Annotated in this window: 17 protein-coding genes; 11 read left to right on the top strand and 6 right to left on the bottom strand. The window is 65.0% G+C overall.

The features are described 5' to 3' along the window. Positions 1-73: 73 nt before the first annotated feature. The 4 genes from ACQYVW_RS00820 to ACQYVW_RS00805 all read right to left on the bottom strand — a co-directional run bounded on the left by ACQYVW_RS00820 (position 74) and on the right by ACQYVW_RS00805 (position 2,382). Positions 74-442 (bottom strand): hypothetical protein, encoded by a 369-nt coding sequence (locus ACQYVW_RS00820; protein WP_434945726.1) that lies wholly within the window; start codon positions 440-442, stop codon positions 74-76. Positions 443-501: 59 nt separating this feature from the next. Further along, complete coding sequence (locus tag ACQYVW_RS00815; RefSeq protein ID WP_434945725.1) at positions 502-825, bottom strand: DUF3653 domain-containing protein; 324 nt, start codon at positions 823-825, stop codon at positions 502-504. Between the two features lie 226 nt (positions 826-1,051). After that, positions 1,052-1,426 (bottom strand): nuclear transport factor 2 family protein, encoded by a 375-nt coding sequence (locus ACQYVW_RS00810; RefSeq protein ID WP_434945724.1) that lies wholly within the window; start codon positions 1,424-1,426, stop codon positions 1,052-1,054. An 83-nt stretch (positions 1,427-1,509) separates the two neighbouring features. Beyond that, a complete protein-coding gene (locus ACQYVW_RS00805) occupies positions 1,510-2,382 on the bottom strand; it encodes a LysR substrate-binding domain-containing protein (protein ID WP_434945723.1) in 873 nt (290 codons plus the stop codon). A gap of 158 nt (positions 2,383-2,540) precedes the next feature. On the opposite strand from ACQYVW_RS00805, the gene ACQYVW_RS00800 reads away from it, so the two are divergent. Further along, complete coding sequence (locus tag ACQYVW_RS00800; RefSeq protein WP_434945722.1) at positions 2,541-2,927, top strand: RidA family protein; 387 nt, start codon at positions 2,541-2,543, stop codon at positions 2,925-2,927. A 1-nt stretch (position 2,928) separates the two neighbouring features. Beyond that, positions 2,929-4,101 (top strand): oxidoreductase, encoded by a 1,173-nt coding sequence (locus ACQYVW_RS00795; RefSeq protein ID WP_434945721.1) that lies wholly within the window; start codon positions 2,929-2,931, stop codon positions 4,099-4,101. Here the strand turns inward: ACQYVW_RS00795 and gcvA are convergent. Further along, positions 4,087-5,040, bottom strand: coding sequence for a transcriptional regulator GcvA (gene gcvA / locus ACQYVW_RS00790; protein WP_434934140.1), 954 nt, complete (start codon positions 5,038-5,040; stop codon positions 4,087-4,089). The genes ACQYVW_RS00795 and gcvA overlap by 15 nt on opposite strands. A 61-nt stretch (positions 5,041-5,101) precedes the next feature. Between gcvA and ACQYVW_RS00785 the strand changes: the two genes are divergently transcribed. The 3 genes from ACQYVW_RS00785 to ACQYVW_RS00775 all read left to right on the top strand — a co-directional run bounded on the left by ACQYVW_RS00785 (position 5,102) and on the right by ACQYVW_RS00775 (position 7,489). Continuing rightward, entirely contained in the window at positions 5,102-5,953 is an 852-nt protein-coding gene (locus ACQYVW_RS00785) for an MBL fold metallo-hydrolase (RefSeq protein WP_434945720.1), read from the top strand. Next, on the top strand, positions 5,950-6,816 hold the full coding sequence (locus ACQYVW_RS00780; RefSeq protein WP_434945719.1) for an MBL fold metallo-hydrolase: 867 nt from the start codon (positions 5,950-5,952) through the stop codon (positions 6,814-6,816). Before ACQYVW_RS00785 ends, ACQYVW_RS00780 begins: the two co-directional genes overlap by 4 nt. 142 nt (positions 6,817-6,958) lie before the next feature. Further along, on the top strand, positions 6,959-7,489 hold the full coding sequence (locus ACQYVW_RS00775) for a GNAT family N-acetyltransferase (RefSeq protein WP_434934137.1): 531 nt from the start codon (positions 6,959-6,961) through the stop codon (positions 7,487-7,489). Between the two features lie 12 nt (positions 7,490-7,501). Here ACQYVW_RS00775 and ACQYVW_RS00770 read toward each other — a convergent pair whose 3' ends face one another. After that, entirely contained in the window at positions 7,502-8,425 is a 924-nt protein-coding gene (locus ACQYVW_RS00770) for a LysR family transcriptional regulator (RefSeq protein WP_434934136.1), read from the bottom strand. A gap of 94 nt (positions 8,426-8,519) precedes the next feature. Here ACQYVW_RS00770 and wrbA point away from each other — a divergent pair, with 94 nt between their 5' ends. From wrbA to ACQYVW_RS00740, 6 genes are all read left to right on the top strand, one after another. After that, a complete protein-coding gene (gene wrbA / locus ACQYVW_RS00765; RefSeq protein WP_434934135.1) occupies positions 8,520-9,155 on the top strand; it encodes an NAD(P)H:quinone oxidoreductase in 636 nt (211 codons plus the stop codon). Next, positions 9,152-10,372, top strand: a complete 1,221-nt coding sequence (locus tag ACQYVW_RS00760; protein ID WP_434945718.1) for an MFS transporter — start codon at positions 9,152-9,154, stop codon at positions 10,370-10,372. Before wrbA ends, ACQYVW_RS00760 begins: the two co-directional genes overlap by 4 nt. Further along, positions 10,369-11,295: a SphA family protein gene (locus tag ACQYVW_RS00755; RefSeq protein ID WP_434945717.1), complete on the top strand. Its 927-nt coding sequence runs from the start codon at positions 10,369-10,371 to the stop codon at positions 11,293-11,295. The genes ACQYVW_RS00760 and ACQYVW_RS00755 overlap by 4 nt, the downstream gene beginning before the upstream one ends. Positions 11,296-11,365: 70 nt before the next feature. Continuing rightward, the gene (locus ACQYVW_RS00750; protein WP_434945716.1) at positions 11,366-11,845 is read left to right on the top strand and encodes a carboxymuconolactone decarboxylase family protein; all 480 of its coding nucleotides are present in this window, start codon (positions 11,366-11,368) and stop codon (positions 11,843-11,845) included. A 275-nt stretch (positions 11,846-12,120) separates the two neighbouring features. Continuing rightward, positions 12,121-12,546 (top strand): RidA family protein, encoded by a 426-nt coding sequence (locus ACQYVW_RS00745; protein WP_434945715.1) that lies wholly within the window; start codon positions 12,121-12,123, stop codon positions 12,544-12,546. Between the two features lie 453 nt (positions 12,547-12,999). After that, positions 13,000-13,266 carry a hypothetical protein gene (locus ACQYVW_RS00740; protein WP_434934130.1) on the top strand — a complete coding sequence of 89 codons (267 nt, stop codon included), beginning with the start codon at positions 13,000-13,002 and terminating at the stop codon, positions 13,264-13,266. Positions 13,267-13,464 lie beyond the last annotated feature (198 nt).

Genomic DNA, 13,464 nt, shown 5'->3' with positions numbered 1-13,464 from the left:
AAGTTGCTGAATTCAAACTGTTTCCAGTTTGTCAATAGGCCATTAGTCACGGCCTGAAATAGAACGATGAGATCTAGCAGCGGCCCGCGCTGGTGTAGCTGCTGCCTTCCACGTGGAACAAGGTTCCGTCGATGCATCGCGTGTTGCGCTGCATGCTCTCGTACTGCCTGCGGCGTGCCTCGGCTTCCGCTTTCAGTCGCCAGTACTCGGCATCGTCTGCCGCCGTCCAGGTGCGGGTTGGCGGAGGAGGGCGCGTCGCTTGCGCGTTGCGTGTCGGCGCTGGCGCTGGCTTGCTGCCGTATCGCGCCGCCCACGCGTCGTGGGTACTGCCCAGCAGGCGCAGCCCGCCGTACATGAGCGCGGCCATGACCGCGCCGATCAGCAGAATGTCAACGAATATCGGCCGATCCCGCTTCGGCCGCGACGAGCCTTGAACGTCCATGGTCACCCCCGGCCGCATCATACCGGGGTGTAGGGGCAGCGCCCCTACGGTGACGCCTTTCAGCCGGCAACCGTCCCGAAGCGTTCCCGGTGCCAATCGCCCTGGTCGATCCGGACCACCGTCACCATCCTGCTGACCCGCTTTTCACGCGCAGCGCGGGCAGCGTCGCGGCGTTCCTCGGCCTGCTGTCGCCACAGCAGCCCGCGCATGCGCTCCGGGCTGATCCGGTCGCCATCGGGCGACACCAGTTCTCGACCGGCCATGCGCCAGCCAGACCACGGCCCGCCCAGGTGCTGGCGGTTGTAGACGGTGCGATCGTGCAGCGCCGCGGCGCATGCGTTCGGGCAGGGTTGGCCGGCTGGCCAACAGGGCGGTCGGCTCATACGGTCCGGGCCTCGATGCTGGGGCCGGCAGGGCGTGCAAAGCGCGTGCCGAGCCAGAGCCACAGCAGCCGGACCCACACCGGCCATTTCGCATAATGCATCTTATGTAATTTGTAAGGCCTGAAAGTTACGTCTGCGGCGTCAAAGCACGGACCGCTCCAGCAAGAGGATGGCGCGTTGGCTATGCCGCGCCGGGGGTCGAGACACGGCATCACAGCGGGTTGGCTCAGCAGCCCTCGTCGCCGAGAGCAACAACCGACCCGCCGACCACCCTCCAACCAGCGCCTGTTTCTACCCAGAAGCGGCAGTACCGGAATGTGCCCGTGAACTCGCTTCCATCGATACTTCCAGCGAGATCCGCTGTCACCAGCGACACAGCCGAATGCCCTTGGTCGGCCAGCTCCGCACATCGCCACTCAGCCTTGGTCAACTCCAGTCGCCCAGACCGGTGAAGCTCCAGGTCGTCCTCCTTGCGCAGCACCTCGCCTTGGGCGCCCACGAAGATCAATCCATCCGCAAGCAGTGTATCCAGCGCGTCGATATCGCTCCTGAGCATCGCGCTGCGCAACGATTCCTCCAGACTCCTGATCGTCGACTCCATGCGAACTCCTGGCGAGTTATCTGCGTCCATGAGGTATCCCGATGGCTCCTTGCCGTGATTCGGCACGGCATTCTCCGAAGTCCCTACTTCAGCGGCTTCGAGATGAACTGCCGCCGGATCCACGCCGCCACTGCGTCGACAGCTGCGTTCTTCTGCCCGGGCCGAGCCAGCAGATAGTATCCGTGCGCGTCCATTCGCGGCCCGAAGCTTTCCACCAGCGAGCCGGATGACAGTTCGGGTTCAACCAGCAGCGTGCTGATCAGGCCGATCCCCTGCCCTGCGGCCACCGCCTGTATCGCATGGGTCTCATCGCTGAAATGCAGGAAACGGGTGTCGGCGGAGATGCGAACCCCAGCCTTCCTGCTCCATCGCTCCCACGTCGGGTTCTGTGGGGATGGCCGCTTCCAGGAGAAGGTGACCAGGGGTGCCTGTTCAAGGCCCGCCATGTCGCGGATACCCAACAACGGATTGCACACGGGCGCGAAGGTGTCACGCCAGAGGAGTTCAACAACGTGACCGGGGTAAGATCCACCGCCGTAGCGAATGGCGATGTCCACTTCACCATGCGCCACGGAAGCCACATCGTTGGAAGCAGCAAGTTGCAAATCGATGGACGGCTCCGCCTCCCGAAAAATGTTCAATCGCGGCACCAGCCATCTGGCCATGAAGGCACTCGTTGCACCAATGGTCACCACCGCCCGGTGCTTCCTCGGGCGCGCCGCCGACCTCAACGCCTCTTCGAACGCGTCGAAGCCCTGGCACAGCACCGGAAGCAGTCTGCTCCCGGCTTCCGTCAGGACGACGCGCCGAACCTGGCGCGTGAACAACGGTGTCTCGATCAATGATTCGAGTCCACGAACCTGATGGCTGATCGCCGTAGGCGTCACGCCCAGTTCTTCTGCGGCCTGTCGAAAGCTGCCAAGCCGGGCTGCGGACTCGAACGCGCGCAGGGCCAACAGCGGAAGCTTCCTGCGTGATCTCAGCATAGGTGATTGAAAATCATCTATCGGAAGAAAAATCGTCGTTTGTCGGCCGCATTGAACGAGGCTGACACTAGATCAATCCCTACGGGTGAGGTTGCCTCATCCACACAGCTGACCTGATGGAGATTAGCATGCGTGCCAAAGTCACCACGAAGCCCGACCCCTACGCTCCGTACCTGCTGTCTCAGGCCATCCGGGTCGACCGGCTGCTTTTCGTCAGCGGCCAGGCCGGCTACGACGCCACCGGCAAAATCGTGCCGGGCAACTTTCTCGCCCAGGGCCGGAAAGCGTTCGAGAATCTGCGGCGTGCTCTTGAAGCCGGGGGTTCTGACCTTGAACAGGTGGTCAAGGTGACGATCTTTGTGACCGACATGGCCGATTTTGGCGACGTCGTAACCCTGAGGCGCGAGTTCTTTTCGGAGCCCTACCCCGCCGACACGATCGCGCAGGTATCGGCGCTCTACGACCCGGCAGTCAAGATCGAGATCGAAGCGATCGCCATTGTCGGTGAGGGCTGACATGGACCGCAACTTCACTGGAAGCTGTGGCCACGCGCCATTGTTCGAACCGACCCGCATCGGGCACCTGGATCTGCGCAATCGCCTGGCCGTCGCGCCGATGACGCGCGTCAGCGCATCGGCAGAAGGCGTAGCCACCCGTCAGATGGGACGCTACTACAGCTCCTTCGCTGAAGGTGGATTCGCCCTGCTGATCTCCGAGGGCATCTATACCGATCGCGCGTTCTCGCAGGGTTACCTGTTCCAGCCCGGACTGACGGACCACGCACAGCAGGCGGCTTGGGCGGGGATCGTCAGCCAGGTCCACGCGCATGGCGCGAAGATCATCGCCCAGCTCATGCACGCCGGCGCGCTCTCGCAGGGTAACCGGTTCCGCGACCACAGCCGCGGCCCGTCGCCCATCAAGCCCAAGGGACAACAGCTTCAGGTTTACCGGGGTCGAGGCGAGTTCGCTAGGCCCCTGCCGCTGGATGATGCAATGATCGACGAGATCGTGGAAGGTTTCGCCGACTCCGCCGCACGGGCCATCGCCGCCGGTTTCGACGGAGTCGAGATCCACGGCGCCAATGGCTACCTGATTGACCAGTTCCTCACCCGCTATACGAACCGACGCGAGGATGCCTACGGCGGCAGCACCGCCAATCGCATCCGGCTGCTGGAGCGGATCGTCGAAACGGCCCGCCGGCGCATCGGCGCCGCACCGGTGCTTGGAGTCCGCATTTCCCAAGGCAAGGTCAACGATTTCGCGCATCGATGGGAAGCAGGCCTGCAGGACGCGCGTGAACTGTTCGACCGCCTGGGCGCGCTTCCGCTCGACTACATCCACACGACGGAATTCGAGGCTTGGCAGCCCGCATTCGGTCAGGGCGCCAGCCTGGCGGCACTCGCAGCCGGGATCACCGGCTCCCCCGTCATCGCAAACGGATCGCTGCATGTCCCCGACCGGGCGCTGGAGATGGTGGCGTCGCAAGGCGCCAGCGTCGTGTCGCTCGGCCGCGGAGCGCTCGCCAATGCCGACTGGCCGCGTCGCGTCGCCGCGGACCGCGCCCTGTCGGAGTTCGATCCCTCGATCCTCTCGCCGATCGCGGACCTGGCCAATGCAGAGACTAGCGCTGCCGCACGAGTTCCGGGCCAAGCGCTATCGAATTCACGCACCCAGTCAGCCCAACGCTAGGGCCGACGCCTCATCCTGGAGCCATGTGCAGAATGCTGCCCTGCGCGGATCAGGTTCCGAGCCGCGCTGGACGAGCCAGAAACCGTAGGCGTTGTCCAAGGTCTGCGTGAACGGCCTGACCAGGCGACCCTGGCGCAGGTCCTCTTCCACCAGCGGTGCGAGGCCCAGCGCGATGCCATGGCCCGCGATGGCGGCTTCCTGGGCAAGATAGTTGCTGGCGAACGTGGGGCCATTCCGCGGTTCCACGCCCTGTGCGCCGACGGCCTGCAGCCACTCAGGCCATGCGGGCACCCCCGTTCGACCCGATGAGCTCTCGTCGTGCAGCAGCGTATGAAACCGGAGATCGTCAGGACACGCCAGAGGGCGTGAGACATCGGTCAGCAGCGACGGTGCGCACACGGGGAACACCGGAACTTCCAGCAACGGCTCCGCCTGCACGCCGACGTAGTCGCCTGGCCCGTAGCGGATGCCGACGTCGAAGCCGCCACGCGCGAAATCGGCATGCGCGTCGCCAGTAACCACGCGCACGCTGATGTCAGGCCAGGCCCGATGGAACCGATGCAGCCGCGGCGCCAGCCATTTCGCGGCAAAAGACTCGATCGTCGTTACACGCAGCTCTTCCGATGTGCGTGACATCGCACGATCCACCGCTTGTTCCAGCTGCGTGAACAACTCGCCCACCGTCGCGGCCAGAGTGCGCCCTGCCGGCGTCAGGGCAACCGAACGGTGGGAACGCTGGAACAGGGCGACACCAAGGTATGCCTCCAGATTCCTGACCTGGTGACTCACCGCTGCAGGCGACACGAAGAGCTCCCTCGCCGCCACATTGAAGCTGAGGTGGCGAGCCGCAGCCTCGAAAGTGCGCAGCGCATTGAGCGGAGCGGGATGGCGCGGCTTCACGGACTTCAGGGCGGCCTGGGTCGCGGCATCGTATCGCATTACTTTTTCTAATGCGACGCCAAGAACAACTCGTTTGTCAGCGCATTTCCGGCTGGAGACGATGCCCTCGATCCGAACCGGGGCGCCCGACGTGCGAGTAGAAGAGCTGAATTCCGATGTGATGATGTTTGTAGGCGAGTCCATTCAATCCGTCGCCACGGCGTTCATCGACCGCGACAACGTACTGCTGGTCGATTCGCTCGGCAGCGCGGGAGACGCAGAGGCTTTGCGCCGCGTGCTCTGCCACCAAATGGGCAAGACGGTACGCATGATCCTGTCGACGCATTTCATGAGCGATCACATCGCGGGATTGTCGCTGTTCCCCGAAGCGCTGGTCGTCGCGCACCGGCACTTCCGCCATGCGTTCCTGTCACAGAACCGGTTATCCCCGGAGTTCTACCGGGAACCGGATCTCATTGTCGACAACATGGCCCTACGCTGGGGGCGACATCAGTTGCGCCTCCTGTACAACCCAGGCAAGACCATGGACCATTTCAGCGTGGATGTGCCGACCGCCGACCTGGTCTGCGTTGGAGACAATATCGTCGGCAACATCGTCTATCTCTCCAAGGCCGATTCCGCGTTGCAGCGCGCTGCCATCGGCCGCATCCGCCAGTTTGGACGGAGCAGGGTTGTCGGCGGACACATGGGAGTCTTCGACGCGTCCGTGCTCGCCAACGCCTTGCACTACCTCGCGCGGATCCAGGACAACGTGGTGCGGATCCGCATGCATGCACCGGCAACGGATGTGGAGGCCCTCATCGCTGCCATCCGCATCGAGGACTGCCTGTCGCCCCAGGTGGTGCCCAGCGCGTTCGAGCGCGAATGGCACCAGAACAACCTCGATGCCGTCATCGCTCAATCCATCTTCGCGCTGGACGCTTCCCTGGCGTCGCTGGGGAGGGCCGCATGAACTGCAGGCATGACGGGCAGCTGCCCAGAGGCGGCCGGCGGCGATTCCTCAGATGTTGCGCTGGCGCTACCGCGGCCGCGCTGATGCCGGCTGCCGCGTCGCTGGCGTCCTCCCGGCCCCCGTCTCTGCGCATCCAGCGGCTGGCTTGGGCGGGCGTCCGCCTGGACTTCAACGGCTCGACCCTCTTCATCGATCCATTGGTGAACCCGGACGCGTGGGGCGCCGCGCTGGACGACGCGCTGGTGCCGGTGGACGACGCCATGGGCGAAACCAGTGTGTTGATCACCCATGCACACCCGGACCACTTCGACACCATGGCCACAGCTGCCGCGCTGCGCCGCGGCGGCGTGCTGGCCCACCCGGTGGGTGTGCCGCCAATGCCGATTCCAGGCGGAGTACGCGCAAGGCCGAGCCCGACATGGGAGCCACAACTGCTGGGAGATTTCACCGCTACACCGGTGCCGGCGGCGGACGGCTACGGCGATGCCCAGGTCTCCTGGGTGGTCTCAGCGGGCCGTCGGCGCATCTTCCATGGCGGCGACACGCTCTGGCATGGACACTGGTGGCGCATAGGTCGTCAATTCGGGCCATTCGACGCTGCCTTCCTGCCCGTCAACGGTGCGCGCTTCGGCTGGAGGAAGCCTGTCAGCGACCAGCCCGGCGTACTCACGCCCGATCAGGCGGTGTCCGCCGCGGCCGTCATCGGAGCGCGGCTGCTCGTACCGATCCACTACGGCGTGTTAGGAATGAAGGAGTACGTCGAGGTCGACGACCCGATTGGCGAACTGCGCCGCGTTGCACGCGAACGATCCATCAAGGTACAGGTGCTGGCACCCGGCGAATGGGTGGATTGGCGGGCATGAGAGGCGAACGCAGGCCAAGCCAGTGTCCCGCATTGAAACTTGCCGTCAGCCCATCCATCACCTCACAGTATGGCCAGAGGCATCGCCACCTTCGGGGCAGCCCTCATTCTCGTCGCATGTAGCCACGGTATGCACCCAGCCCATGGCACAACCGTTGATTCGTTTCGTTTCACCGGACCAGGCGTTGCTTGTGAGCTTGCTGACGGTCGCACGTCGTATCTTCACGGAGACCTTCGCGCATCTGTACGACACAAACGCGTTCGAGGCCTACTGCGACCGGACGTATGCCACCGATGGCCCCATGGCAGAGGACTTCTTCGATCCTCTGGTGCATTGGCGCGTGGCAGTCGCCAACGACGACCCGATCGGCTATGCGAAGCTGACTCCGCTCAGGGCGCCGGCCCTCGATGCTGCGCCGGGAGCCGTCGAGCTGCAGCAGATCTACGTGCTGTCCGAATGGCATGGAACGGGCGTCGCGCAGACATTGATGGACTGGGCAGTCAGGACCGCTGGCGATCTCGGCGCTGACGAACTCTACCTCACGGTCTTCGACCACAACCATCGGGCGAAGCGGTTCTATGCCAGGCACGGTTTCGAAGAGATCGGCCGCTGCACGTTCACGCTAGGTCAGCGTTTGGATGACGATCGGATCTGGCGCCGGCGCCTGCGATAATTTGGTCCCGCATCATCCGCGCGCGGGGACGTCGTGCAGATGCGAGAGCAGGCCTGCCCGCAGGACGCGCGCCGCTGGCCCCAGGGGCTGGTCGCGACGATGCGCGAGATAGGCCTCCAGCGCCACGCTCCCGTGCCGGCCCAGCGCCGAAACGTCGAGCCGGCTGAGTAGCCCCCGCGCCAGGTCGTCCTCCACCGCCCACAGCGGCAATCGACCCCAGCCCAAGCCCTCGCGGATCATGACGTGCTTGATGTCCTGGCCCGCGACGCGCCATGTCCCTGGCGAAAGGACGCCGAAATCCTTGTTCGCTGTCTGCGCCGTCGTGTCCTCCTGCACGATCTGCAGATGCTCGGCCAACTCGGCGGGGTCCACCGGGCCCGGCTGCTCCCTGTGCGACAGCGGGTGGGTCGCGGCAGCGACCGCTACGAAGGGAACCGGCGACAGCGCTTCCAGCTGGATCTGCGGTTCGCGGAATTCTTCGCCAACGGTGATGGCCAGGGTGCACCTGCCTTCCCGCAGCGCGGCCAGCGGTTCCCCCAGGGGCGCAGTGCGCAAGTGGACGGCCACCGAGGGATAGGCATCGCGCAGGCCCCGCAGTGCGTGCGCCAAGGTCGGCAGCGGGAACAGCGTATCCACCACCAGTGAAACTCCGAGTTCGACGCCCTCCCCCAGGCCGCGTGCGCGGGCACGCATGGCATCGACCCTGAGCAGGATCGCCTTCGCATCGGCCAACAGCGCTCGGCCTTCCGGCGTCATTTCCGGGCGGCGTGCGGAGCGGTCGAACAGCGTGACCCCGAGCTGGGCTTCCAGGGTGGCGATGGCGTGACTGACTGCGGACTGGACCCTGCGGATCCGCGTCGCTGCGGAGCGGAAGCTGCCGGTCTCGGCAACCGCGACAAGCACGCGCAGCTGGTCCAGCGTCAGGGCATCCAGCATGATCTATTCCATAGATCGGATTTTGCTAAATATTAGCACTTCCGCAGATCACTCCCGGCTGCGAACGTGTCCGTACCCCTACGGAGACGCCGTCGTGCCCAAGATCCTCGTGCTGTACTACTCCGCCTACGGCCATGTCGAAACGATGGCGCAGGCCGTGGCTGAAGGCGCCCGCCAAGCCGGCGCCGAGGTGGCGATCAAGCGGGTCCCCGAACTGGTCCCGGACAACGTCGCCAGCAAGTCGGGCTACAAGACCAGCCAGGCAGCGCCGATCGCGAGCGTTTCGGAACTGCCCGGGTATGACGCGATCATCCTCGGCACGCCGACGCGCTACGGCAACATGGCGGCGCAGATGAAGAACTTCCTCGACCAGACGGGAGGTCTCTGGTTCCGGGACGCGCTGGTGGGCAAGGTCGGCAGCGCGTTCACGTCCACCGGCAGCCAGCACGGGGGACAGGAAACGACACTGCAATCCACGCACACGGTGCTGCTGCACCTGGGCATGGTGGTTGTCGGGCTCCCCTACTCGTTCAAGGGGCAGCTCCGGATGGACGAAATCACCGGCGGCACGCCGTACGGCGCGTCCACGCTGGCCAGCGGCGACGGCGACAGCGATCGCCAACCGTCCGACAACGAACTCGAAGGTGCCAGGTTCCAGGGTCGCCACGTCGCACGGATCGCGGCGGCGCTGGCGAACCTGGACCGGAGTCCCGGCGAGTCGACGGCATGACCGCCTTCGTTGCCGGCAGTCCCGCGCTTGCCCGTCCCGCCACCGACCGGGCGGCTTTGGCCCTGGTGATCGGCGCAGGCGTCGTGTCGGCCTTCCAGGTAGGCAAAGTGCCCGTTGCGCTGCAGTCACTGCAATCGGATCTGGGCTTGGAACTGGGCGCCACATCGTGGGTGTTGTCCGCGTTTGCGCTGGTGGGAGCACTGCTGAGCCTGCCGATTGGCGCGGTGTCGGATCGCATGCAGGCGCGCCGCACGGTTATCGCGGGCCTGGCGGTGCAGGCAGCAGGATCCATGCTGGGCGCGCTGGCGACGGGCCTGCCTTCATTGCTGGCCACGCGCGCGCTCGAGGGACTCGGGTTCCTGGCTGTCACCGTGGCCGCACCGGCCATGGTGGTGGCCTCCACCCCGCCAGCGTCCAGGAAGCTGGCGTTCGCGGCGTGGGCGACGTTCATGCCAATGGGCATGGCAATGGTCATGCTGGCCGCGCCGCTGCTGGACGAGCTTGGCTGGCGGGGCCTGTGGTGGGCCAATGCAGGCTTGCTTGCCGGCTATGCGGTGCTGCTGGCGTCAGGCACCCGCCGACTGCGCAGCGAAGCCGCTGGCGGAATGCGACGCCACGGATTGATGCGCAGCCTGCGGGACACGCTCGGATCAGGCGACGCATGGTTCCTGGCGGGGCAGTTCGGTGCCTACACGGCTGTGTTCTTCGCGCTGTTCGGGTTCCTGCCCACCCTCCTCAGCGCCCGCCTGGATGTGGGGGAGGCGGCTGCGGGTATGCTGAGCGCCATCGCGGTCGCCGCAGGCGCCGCTGGCTGCGTCATCTGCGGCGCCCTGCTTGAACGCGGCTGGCGCGCATCGCACCTGCTCGTGATCGGCTTCTCGACGATCGCGCTCTGCAGCATCGGAATCCTGGTTGCCCCCCTGCCCGGCACGCTGGCGTACGGGCTGTGCGTGCTGTTCTCATTCACAGGCGCCTTCATTCCGGTGGTGGTTTTCGACGCCGCGCCCCGGCTGGCCGCGCAACCCTCGTTGCTTGGATCGGTGGTGGGTCTGGCCACCCAGGGCAACAACATCGGCATCGTGATTGGCCCAGCGGCCGCAGGCGCCATCGCCGGCACCGCCGGCTGGCCATGGGTGGCAGCGCCCGTCATCGTGTTCGCGCTGGCGGCAGCCTTTGGCGCGCACGTGTACCGTCACCGGCTGGAGGTGGCGCGGTGAGCACCCTCTTACGCAACCTGGCACCCCTGGCCGTCGCGGTCGCCGCGGCGGCGGCGGCAGGCCCGACCTGCGCGGGTGTTGCGCTGCCGCCATTGAACCTGGGCGACAGCACCTTCCAGGACGGCGTCGCGGGGCCGGGTTGGCTGATCCAGCAGACGCTGTCGGCGTACCGTGCAGACACCTTCCGCGACGCCGACGGTCATCGTATCGATGCGGCGCCAGAAGTCGCCTCGATCGCACTGCTGATGCAGGCCAGCTATCTGTCGGAACGTCGCGTACTCGGCGCCTGGTGGGGTGCGGAAGCGATCGTTCCGCTCGTCCATGCGCGGGTGAGGCCGGTGACCGGGCCCGGATTACAGGCGACGGGTGCGGGCGACATTCTCATCAGCCCGGTGATCCTGCAATGGCCGGAAATGTCGCTGGCCGGGCGCCCCTTCTGGCAGAGAGTCAATCTCAACGTGACGCTGCCGACCGGACGCCATGGGCGACCCGAGCGCCTCGACCTGGGAAGCAGCGCGTGGCTGTTCAATCCACACTATGCTTTCACGTGGGAGGCATCGCCCCAGTGGGAGATCAGCGGACGCATCCACTACTTCCGGGCCGGCATGAGTCGAACGCCAGGCTCCCAATCGGAAGCCTCGACAAGCCGACCCGGCGATGCCGTCCACCTGAATACGGCGATCTCCCGCGCTCTGGGCAGGAATCTGCGCCTCGGCGCGTCGATGTATGCCCTCGCCCAGATCACGGAAGACCGTGTCGATGGCCAACGCCTGGCGGGCCGTGAGCGCGTGCTGGGATTCGGCCCTTCGATCTCGTGGAGGCGTGGAAATTCCTCGATCCATGCTACTGCCTATGTGGAGAGGTTGGCGAAGGATCGCGCTGAAGGGAACAGGCTCAGCCTGAGATATGCCGCCACCTTCTAGTCAAGACCGCAGGTGACGATCATCTGCCTGTCGCGACGAAACCACGTACCCCTTACCAAGGATCACACCCATGAGCCAACGCATCGATTTCATGAAGCAGTCCCCTGGGCTTGCCCAGAAACTCATCGAACTCGACCGGCTGTTTCATCAATCCTCGATCGAGGAGCCGATCAGACACCTGGTGATGATCCGCGCATCGCAGATCAACAACTGCGCCTTCTGCATCGACATGCACATCAAACAGGCGACCATGCATGGAGAAAGGCCACTTAGAGTCCATCATCTTCCGGTCTGGCGCGAGTCCACGGTGTTCAGTCAGCGCGAACGCGCCTCACTGGCGTGGACCGAGGTACTCACCCGGCTTCCGGAGCAGGGCGTTCCAGACGAGCTTTACGAACTCGTCCGTACCGAACTGTCGGAACCGGAAATCTCAGATCTTTCCTTCATTGTCGGCGCGATCAACGCGTGGAACCGGATCAATATCGGCTTCAGGTCTGTTCCGGGCAGCCGGGACAAGGCCTTCGGCTCGACCGCGTCAGGTCTTGAATGATGCTCCTGGTGGCGGCGCACTGCCCGGCCAGGTGAATCCTTAGCCGCCCCGGTGCACTCGTTACTGCCGCGCTTCTGAAGCGCTCCGACCTCTGGCTCCGTCGCGGCGCGCTACCGCATCTCCCGCCGCAACGTCAGCTGGAACGGAGCGACCCAGCAGCGAACAGGCCGTCGCTCAACCGTCACCTCCTTGCCCCACCCCACTCCCGTCCCTTGCCTTGACCTCCGTTGCGCCTAACTGCGGGCGCGCCACTATCAACCATAGAGAAAACCGAGATGGATCCACATGCAACCCAGACCCTGCCGACGTTCCTCAACCCACCGGGGATCTACGATCCAGCACCAAACGGCTACTCGCATATCGGAATTCCACCCGCCGGCGCACGCCTGGCCTACATCGCCGGTCAAGGCGGCGAGGACGCAGACGGGACGCTTGCCGATGGCTTCCGGGCACAAGTACGCCGGGCAATCGAAAACCTGCGCATCGCCATTCGCGCCATTGGCGGTGACTTTGACCACGTGGTCAAGCAGACCGTCCTGATCGTCGATCACACCGAGGCGCATCTGCAGATCCTCGGCGAGGAGTTTGGGCGCGCGTATGGCCCTGGCCCGAAGCCCGCTTGCACCTTGATCCCGGTACCGCGGCTTGCGCTCGATGGCATGCTGTTCGAGATCGAGGCCGTCGTTTGCATTCGCAACTGATCCCGCGTCGGGCCTGGCAGGGCTCGAGGACGCGTATCGGCAATGAGTAGCCGCCTCGCATAGGCAGCCGCTACCAAGGCTCGTCCATGAGTGATCAGCGCTGTTTGCTGATGAAGCGACCTCTGCATCACTGATCATGGTGTGCGACATCCACTGCTGATCAGGTCTTCCCGTCGAATCGCGTATCGCAAGCGCTGCTCCCCGAAAAACCAGGCCGCTGAAGCGAGCTTGAGAAGGCGCCGCCCCGACTTGTGGGGGGGAGTGCCAAGCCTCATCCATGTGAAGAAGTTGTGTACACGCCAGCATCTGGCCGATGCGTCAGTGCACAAACATTGGCCGGAAACTCCGAGTCAACCATGCAGGCCACCCACCCCAACGTAAGCTGAAGCCTTCTCGTGACTTGGGCGACGAGGGGGTTATATTCCGGTTCCCCCAAGACGAAGGAGGATGAAGATGTCCCCGATGAAGCAACATCTTTCAAAGGCCCGCATGCTCGGTGTGGCGGTCGTGGCTCTCGGCCTTGCGAGCTGCGCGACCTACGATGACGAGTTTGCAACGATCAATTCGCGACTCGACCGCCTGGATACGCAGGTGCAGAGTGCGGCCCAGAGCGCGGAATCGGCCAATCAGTCGGCGCAGCAGGCCAACCAGCGGCTGGATCAGATGGAGAGCCGCGTCCGTCAGCTGGAATCGGCACCGGCCCGCACCCCCCGCGGTTGATGCCCGTACCCCGCTTGTAAGGATGTCTTGAATGGACCCGGTGGCCTTCACCGGCACCGGCGTCCTTTGCTTCATGCAGGTCTCGGCCTGGAGGATCGTCTCATTCGCATGTGCATGTCTCTCGCGTCCCGGGTAGCTCGTGGTGCCCTCGTATCGATCCTGGCGTTTGCCGGGGCAGGCGCGGTCCACGCGCAGGAT

Origin of the sequence: Luteimonas campi (assembly GCF_051162505.1) — a bacterium.
In the GTDB taxonomy this organism is placed as follows: domain Bacteria; phylum Pseudomonadota; class Gammaproteobacteria; order Xanthomonadales; family Xanthomonadaceae; genus Luteimonas.
The sequence above is the reverse complement of the archived record's forward strand: the minus strand, read 5'-3'. Positions and strand labels throughout refer to the sequence as shown.